The sequence below is a fragment of the Aeromonas media genome (assembly GCF_020423125.1).
Classification (GTDB): domain Bacteria; phylum Pseudomonadota; class Gammaproteobacteria; order Enterobacterales; family Aeromonadaceae; genus Aeromonas; species Aeromonas media.
Window position 1 is genome coordinate 2,342,837 of sequence record NZ_CP075564.1, and the last position, 23,700, is coordinate 2,366,536.

Consider the following 23,700-nt stretch of genomic DNA (forward strand, 5'->3'; position numbering starts at 1 on the left):
AGACAAAATAATGAAAGAGTTCGTTGTTACCGCCGTTTTTACCGTGTTTTTCACTCTGGTTGCCGTCTCTCTGCCCTCGCTGGCACAGCTCTAAGGCGGTTAATCGGTCAGGCAGCTGCTTGGCCTGCGTCTTGATAGCGCCACCAGGCCGCAAAAACACCCGCAAAGGTGGTTTTTTGAAGCCTTGTGCAAGAACAGGATGCCAGTCAGGAGTTATTGGCCATCAGTGAGCATTTAACGACCTGAACGTCATGATCGCCGTTCTTGCAAGGGGAGCCTCAGTGCTCCCCTTGCCGCATCTGTCTCTGCGGGATTTACTCTTGCCCCCCTGCCCGTCACAATGTCCGCTGGATTTGCCATGCAGGAATCACCATGACTCAGGATGCTCTGCGCCACTGGCGCCGTGACCTTCACCGTCTCCCCGAAGCCGCCTGGTGTGAATTTCGTACCAGCGCCCTCATCGCCCACCACCTCTGTGAACTCGGTTTTTCCGTCATGCTGGGTGACAAGCTGCTGGCCAGCAACCTCATCATGGGACGGGAGATAGACGTCGCAGCCCAGAAGGAGCGTGCCCTGCGTCAGGGGGCCCACCCCGACTGGCTGGCCCGCATCGACGAGATCACCGGGGTGATGGGCGTCTGGGACAGCGGCCGCCCCGGCCCTACCCTGGGCTTTCGCTTCGACATCGATGCGGTAGAAGTGGAAGAGAGCCGGGAGCCGGCACACCAACCCTGCCAGGAGGGTTGGCACTCCGCCAACCCGGGCTGGATGCACGCCTGCGCCCACGATGGCCACACCGCCATCGGGCTGGTGCTGGCCGAGCGGATCGCGGCCCTGGCCGATGGTTTGAACGGCCGCATCAAGCTGTTCTTCCAGCCTGCCGAGGAGGGATGCCGCGGCGGCAAGGCGCTGGCGGCGGGCGGTCAGCTCGATGACGTGGATGCCCTGCTGGCGCTGCACATCGGCATTCACGCCAACAGCGGCGAACTGGTGATCAATCCCACCGAGTTTCTCTGTTCAACAAAATTTGACGTGGAATTTATGGGGCGCGCCGCTCACGCGGGGCTCGAGCCCAACGCCGGCAGCAATGCCCTGGCGGCGGCCTGCATGGCCACCACCGCCATGCTCGGCATTGCCCGCCACCGGGACGGCATGACCCGCATCAACATAGGCCAGCTCAATGGGGGCAGCGGTCGCAACGTGATCCCGGGTCACGCCCGACTGCAGGGAGAGACCCGTGGCGCGACCCCGGCTCTCAACGACTACATGTTCGGCCAGGTGCAGCAGATAGTGGAAGGGGCCGCCATGATGCAGGGGGCCAGCTACCTCATTCGCAAACAGGGGGAAGCCATCGGCATAGAGAACAGCCCGGCCCTGCTCGAGGAGATAGTGCCGCTGGCCGAGGCGCTCAAGCTTGAGACCATCCACACTCGCCGCTTCGGCGCCAGCGAGGATGCCGGTTTTCTCATCGAGCGAGTACAGCAAAATGGCGGTGAGGCCGCCTACCTCATTCTGGGGGCCAATCTGGCGGCGCCTCACCACCATCCGGAGTTCGACTTCGACGAGGCTGTGCTGGCTCCCGGCGTCGCCCTGCTCGAGGCCTGGCTGCTCAGCCGCCTCGGCAGTTGAGAACGCCACCGATGAAAAAGGCAGCCCGAGGGCTGCCTTTCTTGTCTTTGCGAAGTCGCCTAGGGCCTGGCTCAGCGTCCCAGCACTATGTCAGAGAGGTGGGCGAAGTGATGGATCTCGTGAGTCGCCTCGCTGGGCCCCTGCTGGCGGGCGGGATTGTACCAGCAGGTCGCCAGCCCCTGGGCGGCGGCACCGGCGATGTCGGTCTTGGGGTTGTCCCCCACCATCAGCACCCGCGCCGGGCTCGGTTGTCCCATCAGATCCAGAGCGTGCTGGAAGATGGCGGCGGCCGGCTTGGTCACTTGCACCTCGTCGGAGATAACGAGGGGCTCGAACCACTCGTTCCAGCCCAGCTTGTCGAGACGACCGCGCTGGGGCAGGCTGAAACCATTGGTGATGATCCCCATCCTGACCCGGCTCTTCAGGGCCAGCAGGGTCTCCTCCACCCCCTCCAGCGGCACGCTCAGGGCGATGATCTGCTGCAGGAAGGTATCATTCATCGCCATGGGCGCCACGTTCACCTGCTCGGCAAACATCGAAAAACGGGTCTGCTGCAGCCGGGTGGCGTTTATCTCACCCGAATTGTATTGCTGCCACAGCCTGTGGTTCAGCTCGTGATAGGCCGCCATCCTGGGGGGCGTCGGCGTCACGCCATAGATCTGCAGGGTGCGCTCCAGTGCCTGGGCGACCGGGAAATCGAGCAGGGTCTCGTCCAGATCGAACAGCACCCAGTCATAGCTTGCTTGTTTCACGCTTGTCCTTATCGGTTGTACTTGGCGATTCATGTCGTTGCCTGGGTGCCAGGCTCGGCCATCCCGAGCGGGCTGGCGAGCAGGGTCAGCGACAGCCTGACACCAAACCCGGTCACTTCGCTGCTGACCACGCCGTTGCCCCCCTTGTTGCGAAAACCGCTCAAGTCGAGGTGCAACCAGGGTGTCTGCCCGGGCACGAAGCGGCTGAGGAAGCGGGCCGCATCGATGTGATCCGGCGAGCTACCCGGCGCGCACTGTAACAGATCGGCCCACTCGCTATCGAGGTTGTCATCGAAATCCTCGTCCAGCGGGAAGGGCCAGATCCGTTCACCGCTCTGCTGCCCCAGGCGTATCAGCTCGGGAAACCAGTCGGGGCGATTGGTGAAGGCGCCGCTGTAGCGGCTGCCGAGTGCCCGCTTGCAGGCACCGGTCAGGGTTGCGTAGTCGATCAGCAGATCGGGCTCCCCTTGGGCCGCGAGCGCCAGAGCATCCGCCAGCACCATGCGCCCCTCGGCGTCCGTGTCCACCACCTCTATGGTGGTGCCATTGAGGGCGGTCACCACCTCCCCCGGTCGGTAGGCTTTGGGGCCTATGTGGTTTTCGGCGATGGCGAGCCAGCAGTGTACCTCAACGGGCAACTTGGCCCGGCTGATGGCATGCAGGGTCCCGAGCGCCACCGCACTGCCCCCCATGTCCAGGTGCATGCCATACATGCTGCCACTCACTTTCAGGTTATAGCCCCCGGAGTCGTGGCAGATCCCCTTGCCCACCAATGCGATGCGACGCACCGGATTGGCCGGGCAATAGCTGAGCCTGACGATGGCAGCCTGGTTGTCCTCCGAGCCCCTGGCCACCGCCAGGAAGGCGCCGGCACCGAGTTTGGCGAGGGCCGCCTCGTCGAACTCCTGCCACTGCCAACCCTCCTGTTGCGCCAGCTGCCGCGCGAAGGCACGGTAACTGCCGGCATTGAGTTCTGAGGCAGGCAGGACGGCCAGGTGACGGGCCAGCCCGTTGCCCTGCGCCTCGGCCTCGATGCGGGCCAGATCAAGGACGCAGGGGGGAGACAGGGTCAGACTCTGATAGCCGATGGGCGCCTCGTCAGCGCGCTTCTGGGTGGGCAGCGGCACATCGGCCGCCAGCAGGGTGGCGAGCACCAGCTCGGCCAGCAGCGCCCGGGGCGCCTCATCGAAGCCCTCCAGGTGCAGCGCCAGCTGCGCCACCTTGAGGCCCGCGAGGGGGGCTGTCCAGGTGCGGATCTGCTTGTAGAGCCGGTGATCCACAACGGGCGCCGAGTCCACGAAGAGCACCAGTTGCAGACCCTGACCATCCGCCAGCCGGTAAGGGGCCGGCAGACCCAGGGCTATCTGGGACGCCACCCCGGCGAAGGCCGGCTGCGCCAGCAGGGCATCGCGCCCGGTCTCGGCTACCAGCAGCAGTTTGACGGGAATGTTGCTCGCCATCACCTCATTCAGGGTGGTGGTCTGCATGGTTATCTTGGGAGGAAGGTAGTTGAAAGCGTGCATCACAGGGAGAGGCCTCATCCATGAACAGAAGCCAGAATGATACCGAACAAATGGGACAAAGGATCGCCACCACATAAATTAATGTGCTGGATCAGGGTGATATACGAGGGAGTCGAGATGGATATAAAGAGAGGAATAGATGACAAGTTGGTTGCGGGGGCCGGATTTGAACCGACGACCTTCGGGTTATGAGCCCGACGAGCTACCGAGCTGCTCCACCCCGCGTCCGAATTGTACTGCCTTTATCACCGCGCACTACCGAGCAGAGGTAGTTTGCTGTCTTTACGTTCACCGCTTGGCATCAGCCTTGCCATGAACACAAATAGTTGGTTGCGGGGGCCAGATTTGAACTGACGACCTTCGGGTTATGAGCCCGACGAGCTACCGAGCTGCTCCACCCCGCGTCCGAATTGTACTGCCTTTATCACCGCGCACTACCGAGCAGAGGTAGTTTGCTGTCTTTACGTTCACCGCTTGGCATCAGCCTTGCCATGAACACAAATAGTTGGTTGCGGGGGCCAGATTTGAACTGACGACCTTCGGGTTATGAGCCCGACGAGCTACCGAGCTGCTCCACCCCGCGTCCGAATTGTACTGCCTTTATCACCGCGCACTACCGAGCAGAGGTAGTTTGCTGTCTTTACGTTCACCGCTTGGCATCAGCCTTGCCATGAACACAAATAGTTGGTTGCGGGGGCCAGATTTGAACTGACGACCTTCGGGTTATGAGCCCGACGAGCTACCGAGCTGCTCCACCCCGCGTCCGAATTGTACTGCCTTTATCACCGCGCACTACCGAGCAGAGGTAGTTTGCTGTCTTTACGTTCACCGCTTGGCATCAGCCTTGCCATGAACACAAATAGTTGGTTGCGGGGGCCAGATTTGAACTGACGACCTTCGGGTTATGAGCCCGACGAGCTACCGAGCTGCTCCACCCCGCGTCCGAATTGTACTGCCTTTATCACCGCGCACTACCGAGCAGAGGTAGTTTGCTGTCTTTACGTTCACCGCTTGGCATCAGCCTTGCCATGAACACAAATAGTTGGTTGCGGGGGCCAGATTTGAACTGACGACCTTCGGGTTATGAGCCCGACGAGCTACCGAGCTGCTCCACCCCGCGTCCGAATTGTACTGCTTTCATCACCGCGCACTACCGAGCAGAAGTAGTGTGCTGCCTTTACGTTCACCGCTTGGCATCAGCCTTGCCATGAGCACAAATAGTTGGTTGCGGGGGCCAGATTTGAACTGACGACCTTCGGGTTATGAGCCCGACGAGCTACCGAGCTGCTCCACCCCGCGTCCGTATTTTTCCGAAGTGACCGAGCACTAGCCAGTTCGAATCGTCTTCATCAGCTATCACCCTAAGGTTGTCGTCGATGTCGACACTCAGATGGTTGCGGGGGCCGGATTTGAACCGACGACCTTCGGGTTATGAGCCCGACGAGCTACCGAGCTGCTCCACCCCGCGTCTGAGGTCGCCAATAATAGGCTCCAACGCTGAGATTGCAAGTAATTATCCTAAAAAAAGTTTACCAGGGGATTAAACCATCACATGTTGTGTTCTTTTGCAACAAACCGTAGTTTTTTCAGTCAACTAGGTGCCGACCTTGCCACTCAAGGCCCTCGCCTGCCAGGCTGCGCTACCGGCTCCGGCGTGCCACATACCCCTCTCTATGTATGAAAAAGCCCGCGTCTACACAGACGCGGGCTTACTCCCTGGCTTGCCACTGTGCGACTCAGGCCAGCTGGTGCAGCACGCTGGTCGCCGCTATCTGGGCGATGATGAGACCGCACAGGGTCACGGACAACACCACGGGGGCCGTCTCCTGCTGCCGGTAGAGAGGGCTGAACCAGAGCAGCAGGGCGGCAATGAGCAAGCCCGCCTGGGTCAGCACCCCGGGGATCAGGGCATCGAGCCCGGCGCCATTGTCCTGCCCGCTCACCAGCACCGCCAGCCAGATCAGGCTCAGCATGGCGGCCAACAGCCCCGCCAGCGGCAGCAGCAGGTTGAATGCCTGCAGGCGGTGGCGGGCACGCAGCAGCATCAGGTGGGCGAAGGCCGAGCCCAGCAGCACCATCTGCAGCACACCATTCAGCCAGCCCTGGATCTGCAGCAGACCCAGGCCATAGAGAGCGAGCGGCATGGCGGGCAACCACAGCAGGGTGGCGGGAATGGCACGCTTGCCCTCGAGGCGGGACTGGGCCAGGGAGAGCACTATCCCCAGGATCAGGGCGGCGCCCCCACACCAGGGAAGCCAGCCGGTCACCCCGGCTTCAATTCCCAGCATCAGGGAGAGGCCGGTGATCACCCAGATGGAGAAGAGCTGATGGGTGATCCGCGAGCGCTGGCCCGGGCAGAGATCCCCACGCCACAAGACGATCCCGAGCGCGATCAAGGCCCCCAGGGCCATCAGGCCGGTCAGGGAAAAGAGCCAAAAAGGAAGTTGGACGAACATAGGGTCTCCGGCAGCAAACAGAGGACAGGACCAAGAGGCCCCGGCAACAAAAAACGAGGGGCGAGTATACCCAAACCCGCCCCTATTCCCAACGCCTGCGAGACTAGCTCTGGCCGCGGGCCAGGGCGACCACTCGCGCGAACATCTGCTTGAGCATGGGGGGAATGTGTTCGCTGCCAAGGCGCTCCGCCTCCTCCACCACGGCCAGCGCCATGCCGGGCTTGCTGCGGTGATGAATGGCCTTGGAGATGATGCGCCCGGCGTTGAGGGTGGAGCGCCCACCGACACCCGCCTCGCGCCGAAACACCGCCTCGAATCCGTTCTGGTAGAGGTAGTGCTCTATGTCCGCCGAGGGCAGCTGGGTCAGCCGGTCCCGTTCACGCTCCCCCTTGAGCAGGGAACGAGCCGAGCTCGCGTACTTGGCGCCCGCCTCGTCACCGTCGGTGAGCAGGTGCCACTCGATGCCGAAGTCGCGGGCCACTTTGATGAGAGGGGCCTGACCGCACTGGGCAAACTCGATGATGCGCACCCCCTCCGCCCGCAGGCTGTAGCCACAGATCTGGGCGAGCTCGGAAAGCAGCCAGATCTCTGTCTCCCCCTCCACCAGCAACCAGCAACGGGCAAACATCGACATGGGTCTGTTGATGCGCACGTGGAAGGCGATTTTGCGCAGGTCATCGCTGCTGTAACGTTCCCCCCCCAACTGGTGGCAGAGGATGTCATGCTGGCGGCGCACCAGGCGGCGCACCTGATTGAGTGGCAGGGAAGAGAGCAGATCCCCCGAGTTGGTGGTGAGCAGCTTCTGACCGGGCAACTGCTCGAGCAGGCCCCAGGCCAGTGCCAGCATGGTGGGGTGCAGGCGACTCTCGGGATCTTCCAGCATCAGGATGGGCCTGGCCCCCTCCTCCAACTCGCGGTTGCCGCGGGCATGGAGCAGCATGGCGGCCATGCCCGCCATGGCCAGTTGCAGGGCCCGGTTATCGGCATTGCGCAGCAGCACCTGCAAGTTGCCGGGATTGCGCAGGGTCATGGGGCGATTGACTATCTCCCGCTGGCTGCGCGGCTTGTGCTTGATGGGGGCCAGGGCGCTGAAGTAGTGCTCCATCAACTGCTGTACCGCCTGCAGCGCCTCTTTCAGCTCGGGTTCGCCGATGCGCTGGGGCTCATCGGTCAGCTTGCCGGCGAGCTCCCCGAGTCGCTGCTCGGAGAGATCGTCCCAGGGCAGCCGCTCTATGCCGTCGCGAGCTGTACGGGCATCCCGCAGCCGGAACACCGGGTTCATGGTGATGAGCAGCCGTACCAGCTCTTCGTTGTTGTCGATGGCCAGGCTCTTGCCAATGCCATCGAGAAAGTCATGGGTGCTCTGCACGCTGCCGTCGTCCTGCAGTTCGGCGCTGGCGCGATAGTGCACCCGGTGGAACTTGTCCTTGTGGGGGATCCAGGCCGAACCCAGGCGCGCCAATCGGCGGGAGTGTTGGCACATCTGGGGGCGGTACTCGCTGAAGGTGAGCACCAGTTGCAGGGTGCGCGACGGGCTCAGCTCGGGATCTTCGGGCTGATGGAAATCATCGCGACTGAATTGATAGGGTTCGGCATCCCCCAGCAGGCACCAGAGGGCACGCAGCAGGCTGGACTTGCCCCAGGCGTTCTCACCGATGAGAACCGTGGTGTGATCCAGCCCGAGCGAGAGCCGATTTATCCCGCGAAAACCTTTGACTTCAATGCGTTCCAGAAACATGCGGCCATATCCAGTCCATCCTGATGGCGCAATAGTGGCAAAGTTGCCGGAAAAATCCTATCGGGTCTTGGGGTTTTCAGCGGGAACTGTGAGGCACTGCGGGTTCGGGTGGGGTGGGAACAGAGAGGCGGTCTTGCGGAGCATTCCAGTGGCTGAACCAGAGGTGGCGGGTGCGGGTCTGACGTTTGCGATGATTCAATGGGCATTCCTTTTTGTGGGTAAGAGGCAGAGGGTACACCTCTTTTACCCAGAGTCTCAGCGTTATCTGTGACAGGAGAATGACAATTGTGCGCGCCACTGCCCCGGGCTCAGGCCAAAGGCCTCCCGAAAACGATTGCCAAAGTGGGCCTGGGAGGAGAAGCCGCACTGGGCGGCAATGCTGGCCAGGGGATCGCTTCCTGCCAGCAGCTGCTTGGCCCGCTGGAGCCTGAGCCCCAGCAGGTAACGATGGGGCGGGCAGCCCAGGCTCTGGCCGAACATGCGGGCAAAATGGTATTCGCTCAGGCCAGCCTCCCGGGCAAGATCGCTCAAGGTCACGGAGTCCGCCAGGTGAGACAGCAGGTACTCCTGCACCCGCCGGACAACGACGGGCGCCAGGCCGCCCCGCACCTCCGGCAGGCTGGGCGCCTCCCGGGTATGGTGACGGTAGGCGTGCAACATCAGCATCCAGGCGCCGTGGGAGAGCGCCATGCGATCGACCCCGTGCTGCCAGTCCAGCTTCATCAGCTGTGCCTGCACCAGGGCCGCGGCCTGGGGATCCTCGATGAAGGTCTTGTCCTGCAACACCAGGTGGCGCCCCTCCTTGTCGCACACCTGCTCGGCGATGCGGGTGAAGTGGGCGGGAGTGAAGTAGAGGTGGAAGAAGCGAAACTCCTCGCGTACCAGCCATTCGGATCTGTGGTGATCGGGCATGATGCACACCTTGCCGGTACCGCCATGGCCGCCGGGACCGTCGAGGCGCTCGGTCTGCTCGCCCCCCTGCAGATAGACGCTGATGGTGTGGTGACCCGGCTTGTGGTAGCGGGTCTGATCGTAGCGGTTGCGCCAGCTGGCCACCCCGAGCCCGGGCTCCAGCCAGCAGGAGTCCTCCAGCCGCGCCCCCGTGCTGACCAGGGCATCAAACACCCCCGCCTGTCGTCTCTGCTGCACCTGTCTGCCCCATCCTTGTTCCCGTGCCGTCATCTTATCGCGGCGGCTCGCCAAGCGCTGCTGCCGGCCACAAAAAACCGCAAGATGGTGCAAGCCAGCTCACGCCGTCCGATCCATGCTGATCCCCATGTCACTCTCCTTTTCATCGGATCCGCTCATGAATCTCCTGCTGTATGTTTCCACCGTCCTCATCTGGGGCAGTACCTGGATCGCCATCGCCTGGCAGCTCGGCCCCATTCCCATCGAGGTCTCGGTGCTCTATCGCTTCGCCCTGGCGGCGCTGGCGCTGTTTGCCCTGCTCACGGTGAGCGGCAGGTTCCCTCGCCTACCCTGGGCGGGTCAGCGTTATGCGGCCCTGCTCGGCGCCCTGCTCTTCTCCACCAACTTTCTCTGCTTCTATCACGCCACCCTCTATATACCGAGCGGTCTGTCGGCGGTGATCTTCGCCAGCGCCAGCATCTTCAACGGCCTCAACCTCTGGCTGTTCGAGGGCAAACGCCCCGGCCTGCGCTGGTTGCAGGGGTCACTGCTGGGCCTATTTGGTACCCTGCTGCTGTTCTGGCCCGTGCTTGCAGATGCGCAACTGGGTGCAAACGGCTGGAAGGGGCTGCTATTCGCCTGCGGCGGCACCCTCTGCTTCTCTCTCGGGAACCTTGTCTCCGCCCGTGGTCAGCGTCAGGGTTACCAGGTGTTGCAGATGGTGCCCTGGGGCATGGTGTACGGGGTGGCGCTGCTGCTGGGCTGGGTCATGGTGCTCGGTCAGTCGCTGACCCTGCCGACCGAGCCCCGCTACCTCGCGGCCATGGTCTATCTGGCCATCTTCGGCTCCGTCATCGCCTTCACCGCCTACCTCACCCTGGTGGGGCGCATCGGCGCCAGCAAGGCCGCCTATGCCACCGTGCTGTTTCCCCTGGTAGCGCTCAGCCTCTCCACCCTGTATGAGGGTTTCGTCTGGCAGACGGTCTCCATCATGGGGGTGGTGGTGAGCCTCATCGGCAACCTGGTGATCTTCGCCCCGCCCGTCAAGACGTGGCGCTGGCCGTTATCGAGGGCTGCAAACGGTACTTGCCCCTGATGCCACCAGCCCCTAAGGTAACGGCTCCCTACAGAGGATGACCGGAGAGACGATGTTACTGGAAGGGCTGGAGACACTCTGCCTGCTGGCGAGCGAGGGCACCATGGCCAAGGTCGCGAGCCGCCTCTATATCAGCCAGTCGGCGGTGAGCAAACGCATCACCCAGCTGGAGCAGCGCCTTGGCAAGCGGCTCATCGAGCCGGATGGCCGCCAGATCCGGCTCACCCCCCAGGCCCGGGAGCTGCTCGCCCGGGTAGCCCCGAGCCTCGCGGAGATGAAGGGGGTGCTGGCGGACAGCCAGACCCTCACCGACAAGACTCCCTTGCCTGTCGCCTGCTCCGAAACCCTGCTGGCGGGCTACCTCGCCCGCTTCATGCACGACTACCTGGGCCGGGATCCCCACCTTGCCCTCTCCACTCACCATACGCCGGTGATCCTGACGCGGGTACGCGGGGGGGACGCCCTGCTCGGCATCTGTGCCGGTCGCCTGCCCCCCGGTCACGGCCTGTGCGCCGAGCTGCTGCTGGAAGAGCCCTTCTATCTGGTGGGGGACGATGGGGATGAGGTGGTGCAGCCGGATCATCAGATCGCCTTGCAAGCAACATTGACTGGCAAGCTGAGCGAGGCAGAGGTGAATGAGGAATTATTGGCGCAGGAGAAGGTGCGCAAGATACTCACCATGGATCTGGATAACCCCTCCAATCGCTATCTGCGGGATCCCCTGGCCGCGCTCGGGCTGGTGCCAGCCATGGAGCTCGACTCCTACCTGGCGCTGATCGAGCTGGCCAAGGCTGGCATAGGCCCCGTGCTGTTGCCGGCCGGTCTGCTGGCCCTGGTGGGAGATCAGGGGAAACGGGCGCGCGCCCTGCCGGGGCTGGCGCGCCCACTGCACCTGGTCTATCGCCCAAGCAGCCTGAAACGGGCGCGCATCCAGCGGTTGGTCGAGGAGATCCGGGCCCACTTCGCCCGGGTGAGCCAAGGCTAGAGCTGACTCAGACCAGCCAGCTGAACAGCTCGGGGTACTGACTCCACACCAGCTTGGCGGACATCACCAGGGAGACGGTCACCAGCAGCGGCTTGATGAGCTTGACCCCTTTCTTGAGCACCAGCTTGGAACCGAAGCGGGCCCCGATGAACTGACCCAGCGCCATGCAAAAACCGACGCTCCACACCACCTTGCCACCGAGGGCGAAGAACAGCAGGGAGGCGATATTGGAGGTGAAGTTGAGCAACTTGGTGTGGGCCGTGGCCCGCGCCATGCCAAAGCCCGCCAGCGCCACGAAGCCGATGGCAAAGAAGGACCCGGTGCCGGGACCGAAGAAGCCATCATAGAAGCCGACACCGCCCCCCACCAGCAGGGCGAACATCATGGGGGTGAGGCGGCGCTGACTCTCCGCATCGCTCACCCTGGGTGAGAAGTAGAAGTAACAGGCGAACGCCACCAGCAGGAAGGGCAGCAGCCGCTCCAGGATGGCGGCGTCTATGGTCTGCACCGCCAGGGTGCCGAGGGCAGCCCCGATGAAGGTGCAGATGACTGCCGGCCAGATGATGCCCCACTCCAGCAGCCCACGGCGGGCATAGAACCAGGTGGCGGAGAAGGAGCCGAAACTGCTCTGCAACTTGTTGGTGCCGAGCACCAGGGCGGGCGGCATGCCGGTGGCGAGCAGGGCCGGCACCGTCAGCAGGCCGCCGCCTCCGGCGATGGCGTCGATAAAGCCGGCGATGAGGGCGACCCCGAACAGGGCAACCAGGGTGAGCAGTTCCAGTTCCATCCATAAACCTCGTCTGATGCGGCCACCTGCGGCAATCCCGGGTGTCCTGTTTGAGCACAATGCAGGTCGCTATCCTAACGGGGGCGGGCTCATGAGGCTAACGAAACAATGGCAGCCAATTGATTCCTGATTTTCATCAGTCGCCCCGGTAGCTCAGGCAGCGTCCGATCCCTGCAGGAGAGGGTCAGCCAGTCCAGCGCCCTCCCCCCTTGATCGCATCAAGAGCCTGCAACAGCGAGTTTTCGTCCTCGCCCGGGGCCCGGCTCACCCGGCCCGCCATATAGCGGCTGCTGAACAGGGTTAAGCCAGCGCTGCCTCGCCCCGCTCAGCGTCAGACTCGGCAACCTCCCCCTTGATCGTCTCCAGGGCCTGCAACAGCGGGGTCTCGTCCTCGCCCGGGGCCCGGCTGACTCGGCCCGCCATATAACGGCTGCTGAACAGATTGAACCAGTGCTGCAACGCCTGCCCTGCCTGCAGCTCCCCGGCCACCTCCAGCACGCAGGCCGCCACCTCGGCGGTGCAGAGGTGCTCATCACAGTGAGCGACTCGCATGCCATAGGTGGAGAGTGTATCCGGCCGCACCGACAGCACGGGGAAACCATCCAGATAGGGGCTCATGTTGAACATCTTGCGCGCCTCGGGCCAGGTGCCGTCCAGCAGGATGAAGAGCGGCTTCTTGCCAGGGGCCAGGGCCACCTGCTCGGTCACCCGGGCCGGGCTCTTCTCGCAGGCGGGAAACACCACATAGGGCTGCCAGACGGGATCCGCCAGCAGGGCCAGCAACTCGGGATGAGGCTGGGTGCGCTTCCAGAGAAAGGCCCAGGTGGTCTGGGGCAAGACGTCGGCGATGAGACGGCCGGTATTGGACGGCTTCATGGGCTCGCTGTCATACATCAGCAGGCAGAAGCCCGCCTCGGCCTTGAGCTCGGGGCGCCACTCGCAGGCACACCAAGCATGACGCAGCTGGCAGGCCTCGCAGCGGGGCACGCTGCCGCCACGGGCGAGAAAGGGACGGGTTGAGATGCTCTTGCGCCAGATGCGCAGGCGATTGACGGCATGATCGGGAATGGGCTTCATGGGGCGCGGCTCAGCGACAGGGTCTGCGGGAAAAAAGGGGCAGATTGTAGCGAGCGGGTCTGCCGGGAGCAAGGTGCGCGGCCTCTGCCCAGCCAGGCGCAGAGACCAACGCACCGCTCTATACTTGGTCCTCATCCCATCATCCCACGCACGGGAAGGCCGATGGGACAAGGAGGACAAAATGGCAGAACCAGACATGGCCAGGGAGCACGCCCTGGCCGAAGGATCCACCTTTACCTGGCACGAGCTCTATGTGCCGGATGGCGAGGCCGGGATCCGCTTCTACGCCGAAGTGCTCGGCTGGGAGAGCCAGCTCATGGAGATGGAGGGAGGCAACTACCCCATGCTGGTGGTCAATGGCCGACCGGTGGCCGGAGTACAGTCCACCCGGGACAACCCCCAGATGGCTGGCGTGCCGCCCCACTGGGCGACCTACATAGCGGTGGATGACGTCGATGCCAGGCTGGCCAAAGTGACCCGGCATGGCGGCAGCCTGGTGGTGCCCGCAATGGACATCCCCACCGTCGGGCGCATGGCGCTCATCGCCGATCCGCAAGGGGCGCACATCTGGCTGTTCACTCCATTCCCCGGGGATTGCCAGCAGCCCTGAGGGTCATGCAACGCCGCAGAAACGACAGAGGGGCCCTTGGGCCCCTCGCTTGTTGACATGCCTTGTCGGCACCCTCAGACGGGGCGCAGATTCTGCTCGAGGAAGGCCGCGAAGCTGTGGCCATGATGCTCCAAGAGTTTCGGGAACATGGAGATGGAGGTCATGCCCGGGAAGGTGTTGATCTCGTTGAGCAGTATCTCGCCATCCTCGGTCAGGAAGAAGTCGATGCGTGACAGATGGGTCAACTTCAGCTGGCGGAAAGCCTTGAGGGAGTAGGCATGGATGGCGTCAGACTGAGCCTGGGTCAGGCCTTCGGCCTTGAGCGCGGTCTCGGTGTGGCTGGCGCTGCTGTACTTCTCCTCATAGGTGTAGAACTTGTCCTGAGGCACGCAGATCTCCCCGGGATAGGTGGCCACCAGCTCGTCACCGTACTGGTAGACAGCCACTTCCAGCTCGCGGGGCTTGACCGCCTTCTCGATCAGCACCTGCTCGGAGTAACCGAAGGCGTCCTTGATCCCCTGCACCAGCTCGGCCTCGTTGCTGGCGGAGTAGCAGCCCACGGATGACCCTTGCGAGGCCGCCTTGATAAACACCTTGCCCCACTTGGCCAGCGCGGCTCTCGCCTCGGCGAGCGCCGCGTCGCCCTGCTCGGTCAAAAACAGATAAGGGGTGTTGGGGATGCCGATGGCGGAGAGCCACAGCTTGGTGCTGATCTTGTTGAAGCAGATCTTGCTCGCCTCGGCATCACACCCCAGATAGGGCAGGCCCGCCAGCTCGAGGAAGGATTGCAGATCGCCGGTCTCACCCGGATAGCCGTGGATGCAGGGCACCACGTAGTCCACCGGACGGGCCACGCTATCAAAGGAGAGCAGCTTGTCCAGCCCCAGCTTGCACTCGCGGCCGTCGGCACTGAGCCAGCGGTCGGCGAACATCTCGACCCGGGTCACTTCGACCCCAGGCAAAAGACCGAGCTGTTGTTCGAGGAAATTGGCACTGCGCAGAGAGACTTCGTGCTCGGCGCCACCGCCGCCGCACAGCAGCAAGACATGCATGTTCTTCATTAGATGTGATCCCTTGGGAGAAGCGGCTTCGTCATGGCCGGGGAAAATCCGGCCGCGCGACCTGCGCACGAAACAACGGGCGAAGCCAGATACAAACATAAGTGCGGCCAGTGTAGCAAGGGAGAGGAAGCCTTGTCAGCCGATGGGGACGCCATCCCCCCATACTGGCCCGTAAAAAGCGGCGCCTGTGTCAAAAACGGGACGAAACGGACTCAGCGAGGGGGATCGACCCGACCGGCGCCATTGCCATTGACCCGAAACCAGCCGGCGATGCTGTAGCGCTCCTCGCTCGCGGGCAGCACCTCGTGGGGAAACTCCTCCGACAGGAAGAGCACCAAGCGCCCCCCCTTGGGGGAGACATCCATCAGAAACTGCTCGTCGTTGTCATAGACCCGCAGCACGCCCCCCGCCTGGGGTTGCCAGCCGTTGTTCAAGTAGAACACCGAGGTGAGACGGCGGTTGGATCGCCCGGCAAAGGCGTCGCGATGAGTCGCATAGAAATCACCGCGGCGGTAGCGGGCGAAGTGGGCCTCGTAGTCGAACAGCCCCAGCATCAGGTTGCGATTGGCCGCCAGACGCAGGGACTCCATGCGGGCCAGATAGTCGGCCACGGGGGCGCCCTGATCAGGATCCAGCCAGTGGATCTGATCCCGGCGGATTTCCGGGTTGCCCTGATGCAGCCCCTCCCGCCCTATCCCCGCAGGTTGCCACTCATCGGGCAGGCAGGCCCGCAAGGCATCCACCTCGGCGGTGGTTAAGAAATCATCCACAATCACCCATCCCCGGGTGTAAATGGCATCCATGACGGCTTGATAGTCCAAGATTGACTCGCAGCGAGTGGAGAGAGTGCGCTTTGTAGCGACTTCCCCCTGTTGGCACAAACCGGATTGCTTCTCTTGAGAAGTCCCGCCATCAATAGGATCAGTCGTGGTTTCCCCTTGCCCCGCCGCTCCGGGCCCGTTAACGTGCAAGCAACGCCCGACACGGGCCTTCCCCTTGCATCCACGGCCCAGGAGAACCCCATGCCCTTGCCCCCAATTCCCCTGCAACGACTCGATGGCAGCGAGTTCCCGAGAGACACCCTGCAAGGGAAGGTCCTGCTAGTGGTCAACGTGGCCAGCCGCTGCGGCTTCACCCCCCAATATACCGGGCTGGAGGCCCTTCATCGCCAGTTTGGCCCGGCGGGACTGGTGATCCTGGGCTTTCCCTGCGATCAGTTCGGCCACCAGGAGCCCGGGGATGCCGAGGAGATAGCCCGCTTCTGCCAGGTGGATTACCCGGTGAGCTTCCCCCTGATGACCAAGTGCGAGGTCAACGGCGAGCAGGCTCACCCCTTCTATCGCTGGCTCAAGCAGCAAAAGCCCGGGCTGCTCGGCAGCGAGGCCATCAAGTGGAACTTCACCAAGTTTCTGATCGACCGCGAGGGCCGGGTGGTGGACCGCTTCGCCCCCCAGACCAAGCCCGAGGATCTGGCGGGGGCCATCCAGGCGCAGCTGTGAGCGGGGCACCCCGTGCGACAGGCTGGCGTGGCCCCTCTCCCATCAGTTGGCCGCCCCTCGGTGTTCCGGGTCCTCATTCGTGACGCCGTTACTGCGTGTCCTCGTCACTTCTGCTATATTACGCGCCCATTATCTTTTTCGTGTCGTAGCGCCCGCGGGACGGGCCTGAAGGGATCAGGCCGTGTCCTGACCCGCTACCCACCTTCTTCCATGTCGTGACGGGCCAAGGCTGCCGTCACCCGTTGAGCCCAAGGCTCGGAGTTTCTCTCGAACATGTCATTCAATGAACTGGGTCTGTCACCGCACATCCTGCGGGCCGTCAAGGAGCTGGGTTACGAACAGCCCACCCCCATCCAGCAGCAAGCCATCCCGGCCATTCTGGCCGGTCAGGACGTGCTGGGCGGTGCCCAGACAGGGACAGGCAAGACGGCCGGTTTCACCCTGCCCATGTTGCACCGTCTGCTGGCCAACCACGGCCGTGGCGGTCGCCGTCAGGTTCGCGCCCTGGTGCTGACCCCGACCCGGGAGCTCGCCGCCCAGGTGGGCGAGAGCATCATCAAGTACGCCCATCATCTGCCGTTCCGTACCCTGATCGCCTACGGCGGCGTCAGCATCAAGCCGAACCTGGACGCCATCAAGCTCGGGGTCGACATCCTGGTCGCCACCCCGGGCCGCCTGCTGGATCTGCTGACCCAGGGGGCACTCACCCTGAGCGCCCTGGAAGTGCTGGTGCTGGATGAAGCGGATCGCATGCTCGACATGGGCTTCATCACCGACATTCGCCGCATCATGAATGCGCTGCCGGAAGAGCGTCAGACGCTGCTGTTCTCCGCCACCTTCTCAAACGACATCAAGGCGCTGGCGGACGATCTGCTCAATGACCCCACCCTGATCGAGGTGGATCCCAGCAACACCGCCGCCGATCAGGTGACCCAGTGCGTCATCCAGGTCGACCGGGAACGCCGTCGCGAGATGCTCTCCCACATGATCGGCCGTGGCAACTGGCAGCGGGTGCTGGTGTTCGTGCGTACCAAGCAGATCGCCGACCGCCTCGCCCAGCAGATGCAAAAGGATGGCCTCAATACGGTCGCCATTCATGGCGACAAGAGCCAGGGTGCCCGCAACCGGGCGCTGGCCGATTTCCGCGAGGGCAAGGTGCGGGTGCTGGTCGCCACCGACATCGCCGCCAGAGGCCTGGACATCGATCAGCTGCCCCACGTGATCAACTTCGAGCTGCCCCAGATGGCGGAGGATTACATCCACCGCATCGGCCGCACCGGCCGCGCCGGCCGTGGTGGCGAAGCCATCTCCCTGGTGAGCCAGGACGAGCTGGGCCAGCTCAAGGATATCGAGGCCCTGATCGGCCAATCCCTGACCGTGGAGATCATGGAAGGGTACGAGCCGAGCGGCAAACCGAGCCGCCAGACCCTGCCAGGCAGCAAGCCGGTGCAAAACCCGCCCCGTGCCCGTGGCCATGCCAACGCCAAGAGCAACAATGCCAAGGGCAAGCCTGACGCGGCCAAAGGCAAGGCCAAAGGGGACGGCCCCAAGAAGCCGGCCCCGGCTCGCAAGCGCGAGGTCGTGGGGGAAGACATCGGCTTCACCCCCATGCGCCGCCTGCCCAAGGCCCAGCGGGACGACTATCAGGACAACTCCAGCGAGGAGTGAGGCAACCCCCTGCCGACCTGACACAAAAAAACCGCCCACTTCGGGCGGTTTTTTATGCTCTGGCGCCCTTATTCGGCGGCCAAGGCCATGTGCAGCAGGGGATAGGGCTTGCCCTGACCATCCAGGGGGGAGCGCCCCGTCACCCCGAACACCAGATGCTGGCAGGTGGCGGCCAGCTGACCCTCCACCTCGGCCACCAGGATCCGCACCCCGGGCTCGGCCAGCAGCTGCCTGAGCGCCGCCCTCGCCACCGATGGCGTCAGCACGGGATCCCGGGGCCTGAGCTCGGCGTAAAGGCCGAGCAAACCCGCCAGATCCTGCTCCCTGCACGCTCTGATCACCACCATGGTAACCCTCCTGATCTTCGGTGTGCCCCAGCGCCGCCCTATGCGGATCTGGGGGCAAACATGATGATGGCCATGCCCGTCAGGGCGACCCCGGAGCCGAGCCAGTCCCACAGCGTGGGTCTGATGCCATCCACCGCCCAGAGCCAGAGGATGGCCACGAAGATATAGACGCCCCCATAGGCGGCATAGACACGGCCGGCGGCGGTCGGATGCAGGGAGAGCAACCAGGCAAAGAGGGCAAGACTCAGACCCGCGGGCAGCAGCAACCAGGGGCTCCGCCCCTGGGTCAGCCACAGATAGGGCAGATAGCAGCCGACGATCTCGGCCACTGCGGTGATCAGAAACAACCCGATCGTTTTGAACTCCAGCATCATGGGTCTCTAGCAGGGGTGCGACAGAGGCTGAATGTTAAAACAACTCATGACGGTATGTCAGCTCGGCGCCGCAGCTGGCGAAGAGGAAGAGGTGGCAAACCTTCCCCCACGGGCGCGGGGGAAGGAAGAGATCAGCGAACCCTGACCGCCTGGAGCAAGGCAGAGACATCCGGTCCAAAGGTTCGGCTGCGAATGGCTTCGCGAATATCCGCTTCGCCGTAACGGCTGGCCGGGTAGACCACCACGCAGGAAGTGTCACCAGGCGCGAGGAAGTGGGTCTCGCCGAAGGGGGTGTAGCGGGTGGCCCCTATGCTGATGAGCGCATGGGTCGGGTGCCCCGCCTGGGCCAGCAGCCCCTGAATATGCTCGGCCGGGCCCTCATCCTGCTGATGGTTGAACTTGTCGATGGCCCAGTCGAGCAGCTGCCGATGGAAGTAGCTGTAATCCACCGCCGCACTGTCAACCCCATAGGGATGCAGCTCGCCATCCCGTTCCAGGTAGCAGGCGATGCGATAGTCGTCTAGCTCGCACCCGGCGCCGAAGTGGGATAGCGGCAGCAGGCTCGCGGCCAGTCCCTTGCTCTCCTCCCCCCAGTTCTTCTTCTCGCTGATCTTTTTGGCGTTGGGGCGACGGATGGAGCAGTCGTTGTAGGCGCCGAACGCCTTGGGATGGATGGCCACCACCTGCTCCCCTGCGTACTCCAGCTCGCACCAGAGCGCCACCTCGGGTTCGATTTGCACCTTCTCGTCACCGCTCACCGCCGCCTCTGGCAGGAAGATGGCCTCACCGCTCAATGGGAAGACGCCGAGCTGGCCCGGATGATCCGGCACATAGAAGGGGAACAGCGCCTTGGGGGCAACCTTGTCCGCGACCTTGACGGCGACGAAATCTGCCGCCTCCCCTGCCTGCTCCAGATGGCCGGCGAAGTTGCCCGCCACCCCCAATCCGATAAAGCGGTTCAATCTGGTGATCTGCATCTGTGGCTCCATTGGCGCGGCCCGGGCCGCCGCCTCGTTGTCGATGTTCAGGGCGGCAGCACTACCGCCAAAGAGGGAGCTTATTAGAGCACAGCCCCCAGGCGGCGCCCAGTTGCCCGGCCGCAAGCTGTGCACCAGGGCGGATTTTCCCTCACCAGATGGTCATAAAGAGAGCAGTCGGCGCCAAGCTGTGATCCCGGTGCTTGGGCGAGCCCCGCGCTTTTGCTAGTCTGCCCTATTCATTTTCCGTTTGGGTGCCGGTGCCGAGCCATGACCACACATTTTCAGGGTCGATTGGAAGAATACAGAGCTGAGCTCGAATACCTAGGGAAGGTGCGAACAAGTCCCTGATATGAGATCATGTTTGTCATCTGGAGCCATGGAACAGGGTTCATCATGAGTCATCAGCTTACCTTCGCCGACAGTGAATTCAGCAGCAAGCGCCGTCAGACCAGAAAAGAGATTTTCTTGTCCCGCATGGAGCAGATTCTGCCATGGCAAAACATGGTGGAAGTCATCGAGCCGTTTTACCCCAAGGCTGGTAATGGCCGGCGACCTTATCCGCTGGAAACCATGCTACGCATTCACTGCATGCAGCATTGGTACAACCTGAGCGATGGCGCGATCGAAGATGCTCTGTACGAAATCGCCTCCATGCGTCTGTTTGCCCGGTTATCCCTGGATAGCGCCTTGCCGGACCGCACCACCATCATGAATTTCCGCCACCTGCTGGAGCAGCATCAACTGGCCCGCCAATTGTTCAAGACCATCAATCGCTGGCTGGCCGAAGCAGGCGTCATGATGACTCAAGGCACCTTGGTCGATGCCACCATCATTGAGGCACCCAGCTCGACCAAGAACAAAGAGCAGCAACGCGATCCGCAGATGCATCAGACCAAGAAAGGCAATCAGTGGCACTTTGGCATGAAGGCCCACATTGGTGTCGATGCCAAGAGTGGCCTGACCCACAGCCTAGTCACCACCGCGGCCAACGAGCATGACCTCAATCAGCTGGGTAATCTGCTGCATGGAGAGGAGCAATTTGTCTCAGCCGATGCCGGCTACCAAGGGGCGCCACAGCGCGAGGAGCTGGCCGAGGTGGATGTGGACTGGCTGATCGCCGAGCGCCCCGGCAAGGTAAGAACCTTGAAACAGCATCCACGCAAGAACAAAACGGCCATCAACATCGAATACATGAAAGCCAGCATCCGGGCCAAGGTGGAGCACCCATTTCGCATCATCAAGCGACAGTTCGGCTTCGTGAAAGCCAGATACAAGGGGTTGCTGAAAAACGATAACCAACTGGCGATGTTATTCACGCTGGCCAACCTGTTTCGGGCGGACCAAATGATACGTCAGTGGGAGAGATCTCACTAAAAACTGGGAATAACGCCTTAAATGGCGAAGAAACGGTCTAAATAGGCTGATTCAAGGCATTTACGGGAGAAAAAATCGGCTCAAACATGAAGAAATGAAATGACTGAGTCAGCCGAGAAGAATTTCCCCGCTTATTCGCACCTTCCCTAGGGTATTCAGTGAACTGATTGCCGACATGTTCCCGTCAATGGCCATTGATACCGAACAGAAGTCCGCGCATATCGGCGACAACCCGCTCTCCCGCAGCCCCCACCATCGCGCGGATCAAAACCTCGGGATCCTCCAACCGGAAAAAGGACCCATGCCCCTCCCATCGTGGGGTACTCAAGGATGCGGCGCCTGTCCCGGGCAGGGCAATCAGCTATGCCCCATGGATGATCCCCATGGAAAAGGCGCCCGGAGGCGCCTTGATGATGGATGTCGGGCTCGCCCTCAATAGGCCAGACCGGCACCATAGGGGTAGAGCGGGTTCGCGGAGTCCTTCGCCACGTCCGGGTGCTGGTTTTGCACCGCCTGCCAGCTGGAGGGCAGCTCGAAGGGCAGCTTGCCGCTGGCCTTGGCCTTGCCGCTGATGACGTCGAACAGCGCCTGATCCAGGGCACCGAAGTTGGCGAGCAGCACCTGGGCTGCCGGTGCCACCTCGGTCAGGATGGCGGGCCTGTCCAGATAGACGGAGAGCACCATGGGCACCCCGGCCTGCGCGATGTTCTGGATGGCGGCGTACTCGTCCGCCCCGCGGTAGACCCCCTCGTGGGCCGTCTCCTGCACCACCTGATCGGCGCTGGCAAAGCCGAGCTGACCGAAGTGGATGCTGCCAAACGGGAAGCGGGGATCCTGCTCACCCGGGGCATTGACCCGCACTATGGCGAGATCGGCCTGGGCCAGCTCAGTCACTACGGTGTAACCGTTGGCCTTGGCCACCTCGGCATTGACGTTATGCAGGTAGACCCGCTTGCCGTCCGCCTTGAGTGGCAGCAGGGCCCCCTCGTTCTTCAGCAACACGTGGGACGCCGCCTGGGCGGCCTGGGCCTCCTGCTGGAACTCGGCCTTGCCCACCAGGGCCACCGCGGCCTGGGTATCCACATAGGGGTTCTCGAACAGTCCCAGGGCGAACTTCTGTTCCAGGATCCGCTCGGCCGAGGTGGTGATGGCCGCCTCGGTCACCAGGCCGCTCTGCACCGCCGCCAGCAAGGGAGCGGGATCTTCCACGCCGCCGAACTGATCCACCCCGGCGTCGATGGCCTTGGCGTAGCGTTCGGCCTTGGTGAGCTTCTCCACCCCCCAGGACATGCCAAAGGGCACTGTCCAGGGGCTGACGCCCGCCGTCACCTCATCCTGGGTCAGCCCCTGCTCGCAGCGGCTGTCGCAGTCGTTGACGATGCCCCAGTCGCTCAGCACCACGCCGTCGAACTTGAAGTGGCCCCGCAGCAAGTCGGTGAGGATCTGGCGGTTGAAGCCAAAGCCCACCTCCTCGATGGTCTGCCCTTCGTAGGTCAGCCCCTCGGGCAGGGCGTAATAGGGCATCACTGCCCCCACCCTGGCCTCGAAGGCCCCCTCGAAGGGCACCAGGTGATAGGCGAATTGGCCGCCCGGGTAGACCTGTTCCTTGCCCCAGGGGTTGTGGGCATCCAGGCCGTTTTTCTGAGGACCTGCCCCGGCGAAGTGCTTGACCACGGTGACCACGCTCTCCGGGCCTATGCCGTCGCTTCCCTGCTGGAAGCCCTCGATGTAGGCCTTGACCAGGGATTTGGCGAGCAGATTGTCCTCGCCGAAGGTGCCGTTGATGCGGCCCCAGCGCGGCTCGGTCGCGAGATCCGCCTGGGGAGAGAGGGCCTCGTGAATGCCGACGGCCCTGTACTCCTGGCGGGCGATGTCGCCAAATCGCTGCACCAGGGCGGCATCGCCGATGGCGGCGAGCCCCAGGGTCTCGGGCCACTGGGAGAAGGCCCCGGCGCCTATGCTGGTGGCGTTGGGATCATGGGTGAAGTGGTTGCGGGGATCCGTGCTCACCGTCATGGGGATGCCGAGCCCCACCCCTTCCAGCAGGGCCTGCAGCCGGTTGTTGTCGTCGGCGATGGCCGCCGGATCCCCCGCCATGCGAGTGATGTAGGTATTGACGCCATCCTCACGCAGCATCTTGTCCATGGCGGTGAGGTTGACCCGCCCGTCTGCGTCCAGCACCAGGGTGCCGTGCATCATCAGGCCCGCCTTCTGGGCCAGGGAGAGCCTGCCCACCAGGTCCCGGGCCCGCTCGGCGGCTCCGAGGCGCCAATCTTCATAAGGTGTCAGGGTGCCGCTGCCATCGAGATCCTTGAATTGCAGGCCGTCCTGCTCGATCAGGCTGACGGTGCGGTGGCCCAGGGTGGGCTGCGCCGGCTTGGGGGTGGAGTCGTTGTCATTGCACCCTGCCAGCAGCAGGGCCCCTATGGTGAGGGCGACGCGGGTTCGGGAGAGCGAGTGGTGTTTCATTATTGTTATCTTCCTTGTGTGTGTCGGAGTGGCCACTCTATGCAAAATCGGCCCGCCTCACTTGCCCTGCGGGTGCAGGGAATTGCCGGTTGGGAGCAAGTTCGAAAAGTGTGAAAAGGGTTGCAGGGTTACCCTTGGTTACATTTC

Annotated in this window: 20 protein-coding genes, 8 tRNA genes and 1 pseudogene; 7 read left to right on the forward strand and 22 right to left on the reverse strand. The window is 63.1% G+C overall.

All coding sequences use genetic code 11. The features are described 5' to 3' along the window. Nucleotides 1–372: 372 nt before the first annotated feature. Nucleotides 373–1,629, forward strand: a complete 1,257-nt coding sequence (locus tag KI797_RS10785; protein WP_042650051.1) for an amidohydrolase — start codon at nt 373–375, stop codon at nt 1,627–1,629. A 71-nt stretch (nt 1,630–1,700) separates the two neighbouring features. On the opposite strand, the gene yjjG is transcribed toward KI797_RS10785, so the two are convergent. From yjjG to KI797_RS10850, 14 genes are all read right to left on the reverse strand, one after another. Continuing rightward, on the reverse strand, nt 1,701–2,381 hold the full coding sequence (gene yjjG, locus KI797_RS10790) for a pyrimidine 5'-nucleotidase (RefSeq protein WP_042650050.1): 681 nt from the start codon (nt 2,379–2,381) through the stop codon (nt 1,701–1,703). Between the two features lie 29 nt (nt 2,382–2,410). Continuing rightward, a complete protein-coding gene (locus tag KI797_RS10795) occupies nt 2,411–3,907 on the reverse strand; it encodes a M17 family metallopeptidase (protein WP_226169302.1) in 1,497 nt (498 codons plus the stop codon). A gap of 145 nt (nt 3,908–4,052) precedes the next feature. Beyond that, nucleotides 4,053–4,129, reverse strand: a tRNA-Met gene (locus tag KI797_RS10800). 102 nt (nt 4,130–4,231) lie between these two features. Further along, nucleotides 4,232–4,308 (reverse strand) — tRNA-Met (locus KI797_RS10805). Nucleotides 4,309–4,410: 102 nt separating this feature from the next. Then, a tRNA-Met gene (locus KI797_RS10810) sits at nt 4,411–4,487 on the reverse strand. A gap of 102 nt (nt 4,488–4,589) precedes the next feature. Beyond that, nucleotides 4,590–4,666 (reverse strand) — tRNA-Met (locus KI797_RS10815). Between the two features lie 102 nt (nt 4,667–4,768). Beyond that, nucleotides 4,769–4,845, reverse strand: a tRNA-Met gene (locus KI797_RS10820). Between the two features lie 102 nt (nt 4,846–4,947). After that, nucleotides 4,948–5,024 (reverse strand) — tRNA-Met (locus tag KI797_RS10825). Nucleotides 5,025–5,126: 102 nt separating this feature from the next. After that, a tRNA-Met gene (locus KI797_RS10830) sits at nt 5,127–5,203 on the reverse strand. 92 nt (nt 5,204–5,295) lie between these two features. Beyond that, nucleotides 5,296–5,372 (reverse strand) — tRNA-Met (locus KI797_RS10835). A 268-nt stretch (nt 5,373–5,640) separates the two neighbouring features. Continuing rightward, nucleotides 5,641–6,360, reverse strand: coding sequence for a hypothetical protein (locus tag KI797_RS10840; protein ID WP_226169304.1), 720 nt, complete (start codon nt 6,358–6,360; stop codon nt 5,641–5,643). Between the two features lie 103 nt (nt 6,361–6,463). After that, entirely contained in the window at nt 6,464–8,098 is a 1,635-nt protein-coding gene (locus KI797_RS10845) for an ATP-dependent endonuclease (RefSeq protein ID WP_042648114.1), read from the reverse strand. A 76-nt stretch (nt 8,099–8,174) separates the two neighbouring features. Continuing rightward, entirely contained in the window at nt 8,175–8,297 is a 123-nt protein-coding gene (locus KI797_RS21045; RefSeq protein ID WP_264160698.1) for a hypothetical protein, read from the reverse strand. A gap of 62 nt (nt 8,298–8,359) precedes the next feature. After that, nucleotides 8,360–9,280 carry a helix-turn-helix domain-containing protein gene (locus tag KI797_RS10850; protein ID WP_404801057.1) on the reverse strand — a complete coding sequence of 307 codons (921 nt, stop codon included), beginning with the start codon at nt 9,278–9,280 and terminating at the stop codon, nt 8,360–8,362. Between the two features lie 124 nt (nt 9,281–9,404). On the opposite strand from KI797_RS10850, the gene KI797_RS10855 reads away from it, so the two are divergent. Then, a complete protein-coding gene (locus tag KI797_RS10855; protein WP_042648116.1) occupies nt 9,405–10,322 on the forward strand; it encodes a DMT family transporter in 918 nt (305 codons plus the stop codon). 52 nt (nt 10,323–10,374) lie between these two features. Further along, a complete protein-coding gene (locus KI797_RS10860) occupies nt 10,375–11,307 on the forward strand; it encodes a LysR family transcriptional regulator (RefSeq protein ID WP_005329332.1) in 933 nt (310 codons plus the stop codon). A 7-nt stretch (nt 11,308–11,314) separates the two neighbouring features. Here KI797_RS10860 and KI797_RS10865 read toward each other — a convergent pair whose 3' ends face one another. Both KI797_RS10865 and KI797_RS10875 read right to left on the reverse strand, forming a co-directional pair. After that, on the reverse strand, nt 11,315–12,094 hold the full coding sequence (locus KI797_RS10865; protein ID WP_005329325.1) for a TSUP family transporter: 780 nt from the start codon (nt 12,092–12,094) through the stop codon (nt 11,315–11,317). A gap of 300 nt (nt 12,095–12,394) precedes the next feature. After that, a complete protein-coding gene (locus KI797_RS10875) occupies nt 12,395–13,171 on the reverse strand; it encodes a tRNA-uridine aminocarboxypropyltransferase (protein WP_226169306.1) in 777 nt (258 codons plus the stop codon). 181 nt (nt 13,172–13,352) lie between these two features. Here KI797_RS10875 and KI797_RS10880 point away from each other — a divergent pair, with 181 nt between their 5' ends. Further along, complete coding sequence (locus tag KI797_RS10880; RefSeq protein WP_139751619.1) at nt 13,353–13,781, forward strand: VOC family protein; 429 nt, start codon at nt 13,353–13,355, stop codon at nt 13,779–13,781. Between the two features lie 74 nt (nt 13,782–13,855). Here KI797_RS10880 and KI797_RS10885 read toward each other — a convergent pair whose 3' ends face one another. Then, the gene (locus KI797_RS10885; RefSeq protein ID WP_139751622.1) at nt 13,856–14,842 is read right to left on the reverse strand and encodes a D-alanine--D-alanine ligase; all 987 of its coding nucleotides are present in this window, start codon (nt 14,840–14,842) and stop codon (nt 13,856–13,858) included. Nucleotides 14,843–15,054: 212 nt separating this feature from the next. Beyond that, complete coding sequence (locus tag KI797_RS10890) at nt 15,055–15,663, reverse strand: 2OG-Fe(II) oxygenase (protein WP_226169308.1); 609 nt, start codon at nt 15,661–15,663, stop codon at nt 15,055–15,057. Nucleotides 15,664–15,864: 201 nt separating this feature from the next. Here KI797_RS10890 and KI797_RS10895 point away from each other — a divergent pair, with 201 nt between their 5' ends. Together KI797_RS10895 and KI797_RS10900 are read left to right on the forward strand one after the other, a co-directional pair. Beyond that, nucleotides 15,865–16,341: a glutathione peroxidase gene (locus KI797_RS10895; RefSeq protein WP_226169310.1), complete on the forward strand. Its 477-nt coding sequence runs from the start codon at nt 15,865–15,867 to the stop codon at nt 16,339–16,341. Between the two features lie 273 nt (nt 16,342–16,614). Further along, nucleotides 16,615–18,009 carry a DEAD/DEAH box helicase gene (locus KI797_RS10900; RefSeq protein WP_226169312.1) on the forward strand — a complete coding sequence of 465 codons (1,395 nt, stop codon included), beginning with the start codon at nt 16,615–16,617 and terminating at the stop codon, nt 18,007–18,009. Nucleotides 18,010–18,157: 148 nt separating this feature from the next. Here the strand turns inward: KI797_RS10900 and KI797_RS10905 are convergent. The 3 genes and pseudogenes from KI797_RS10905 to KI797_RS10915 form a co-directional block, all read right to left on the reverse strand. Next, nucleotides 18,158–18,356 (reverse strand): annotated as a pseudogene (locus tag KI797_RS10905) (GNAT family N-acetyltransferase); the annotation flags it as partial. Nucleotides 18,357–18,394: 38 nt separating this feature from the next. Beyond that, nucleotides 18,395–18,727 (reverse strand): YnfA family protein, encoded by a 333-nt coding sequence (locus tag KI797_RS10910; protein WP_226173082.1) that lies wholly within the window; start codon nt 18,725–18,727, stop codon nt 18,395–18,397. Nucleotides 18,728–18,861: 134 nt separating this feature from the next. Continuing rightward, entirely contained in the window at nt 18,862–19,707 is an 846-nt protein-coding gene (locus KI797_RS10915) for a DUF5718 family protein (RefSeq protein ID WP_226169316.1), read from the reverse strand. Between the two features lie 396 nt (nt 19,708–20,103). Between KI797_RS10915 and KI797_RS10920 the strand changes: the two genes are divergently transcribed. Then, the gene (locus KI797_RS10920) at nt 20,104–21,084 is read left to right on the forward strand and encodes an IS5-like element IS5 family transposase (protein ID WP_041206871.1); all 981 of its coding nucleotides are present in this window, start codon (nt 20,104–20,106) and stop codon (nt 21,082–21,084) included. Between the two features lie 432 nt (nt 21,085–21,516). On the opposite strand, the gene KI797_RS10925 is transcribed toward KI797_RS10920, so the two are convergent. Next, nucleotides 21,517–23,553, reverse strand: a complete 2,037-nt coding sequence (locus KI797_RS10925; RefSeq protein ID WP_226169318.1) for a glycoside hydrolase family 3 protein — start codon at nt 23,551–23,553, stop codon at nt 21,517–21,519. Between the last annotated feature and the right edge of the window lie 147 nt (nt 23,554–23,700).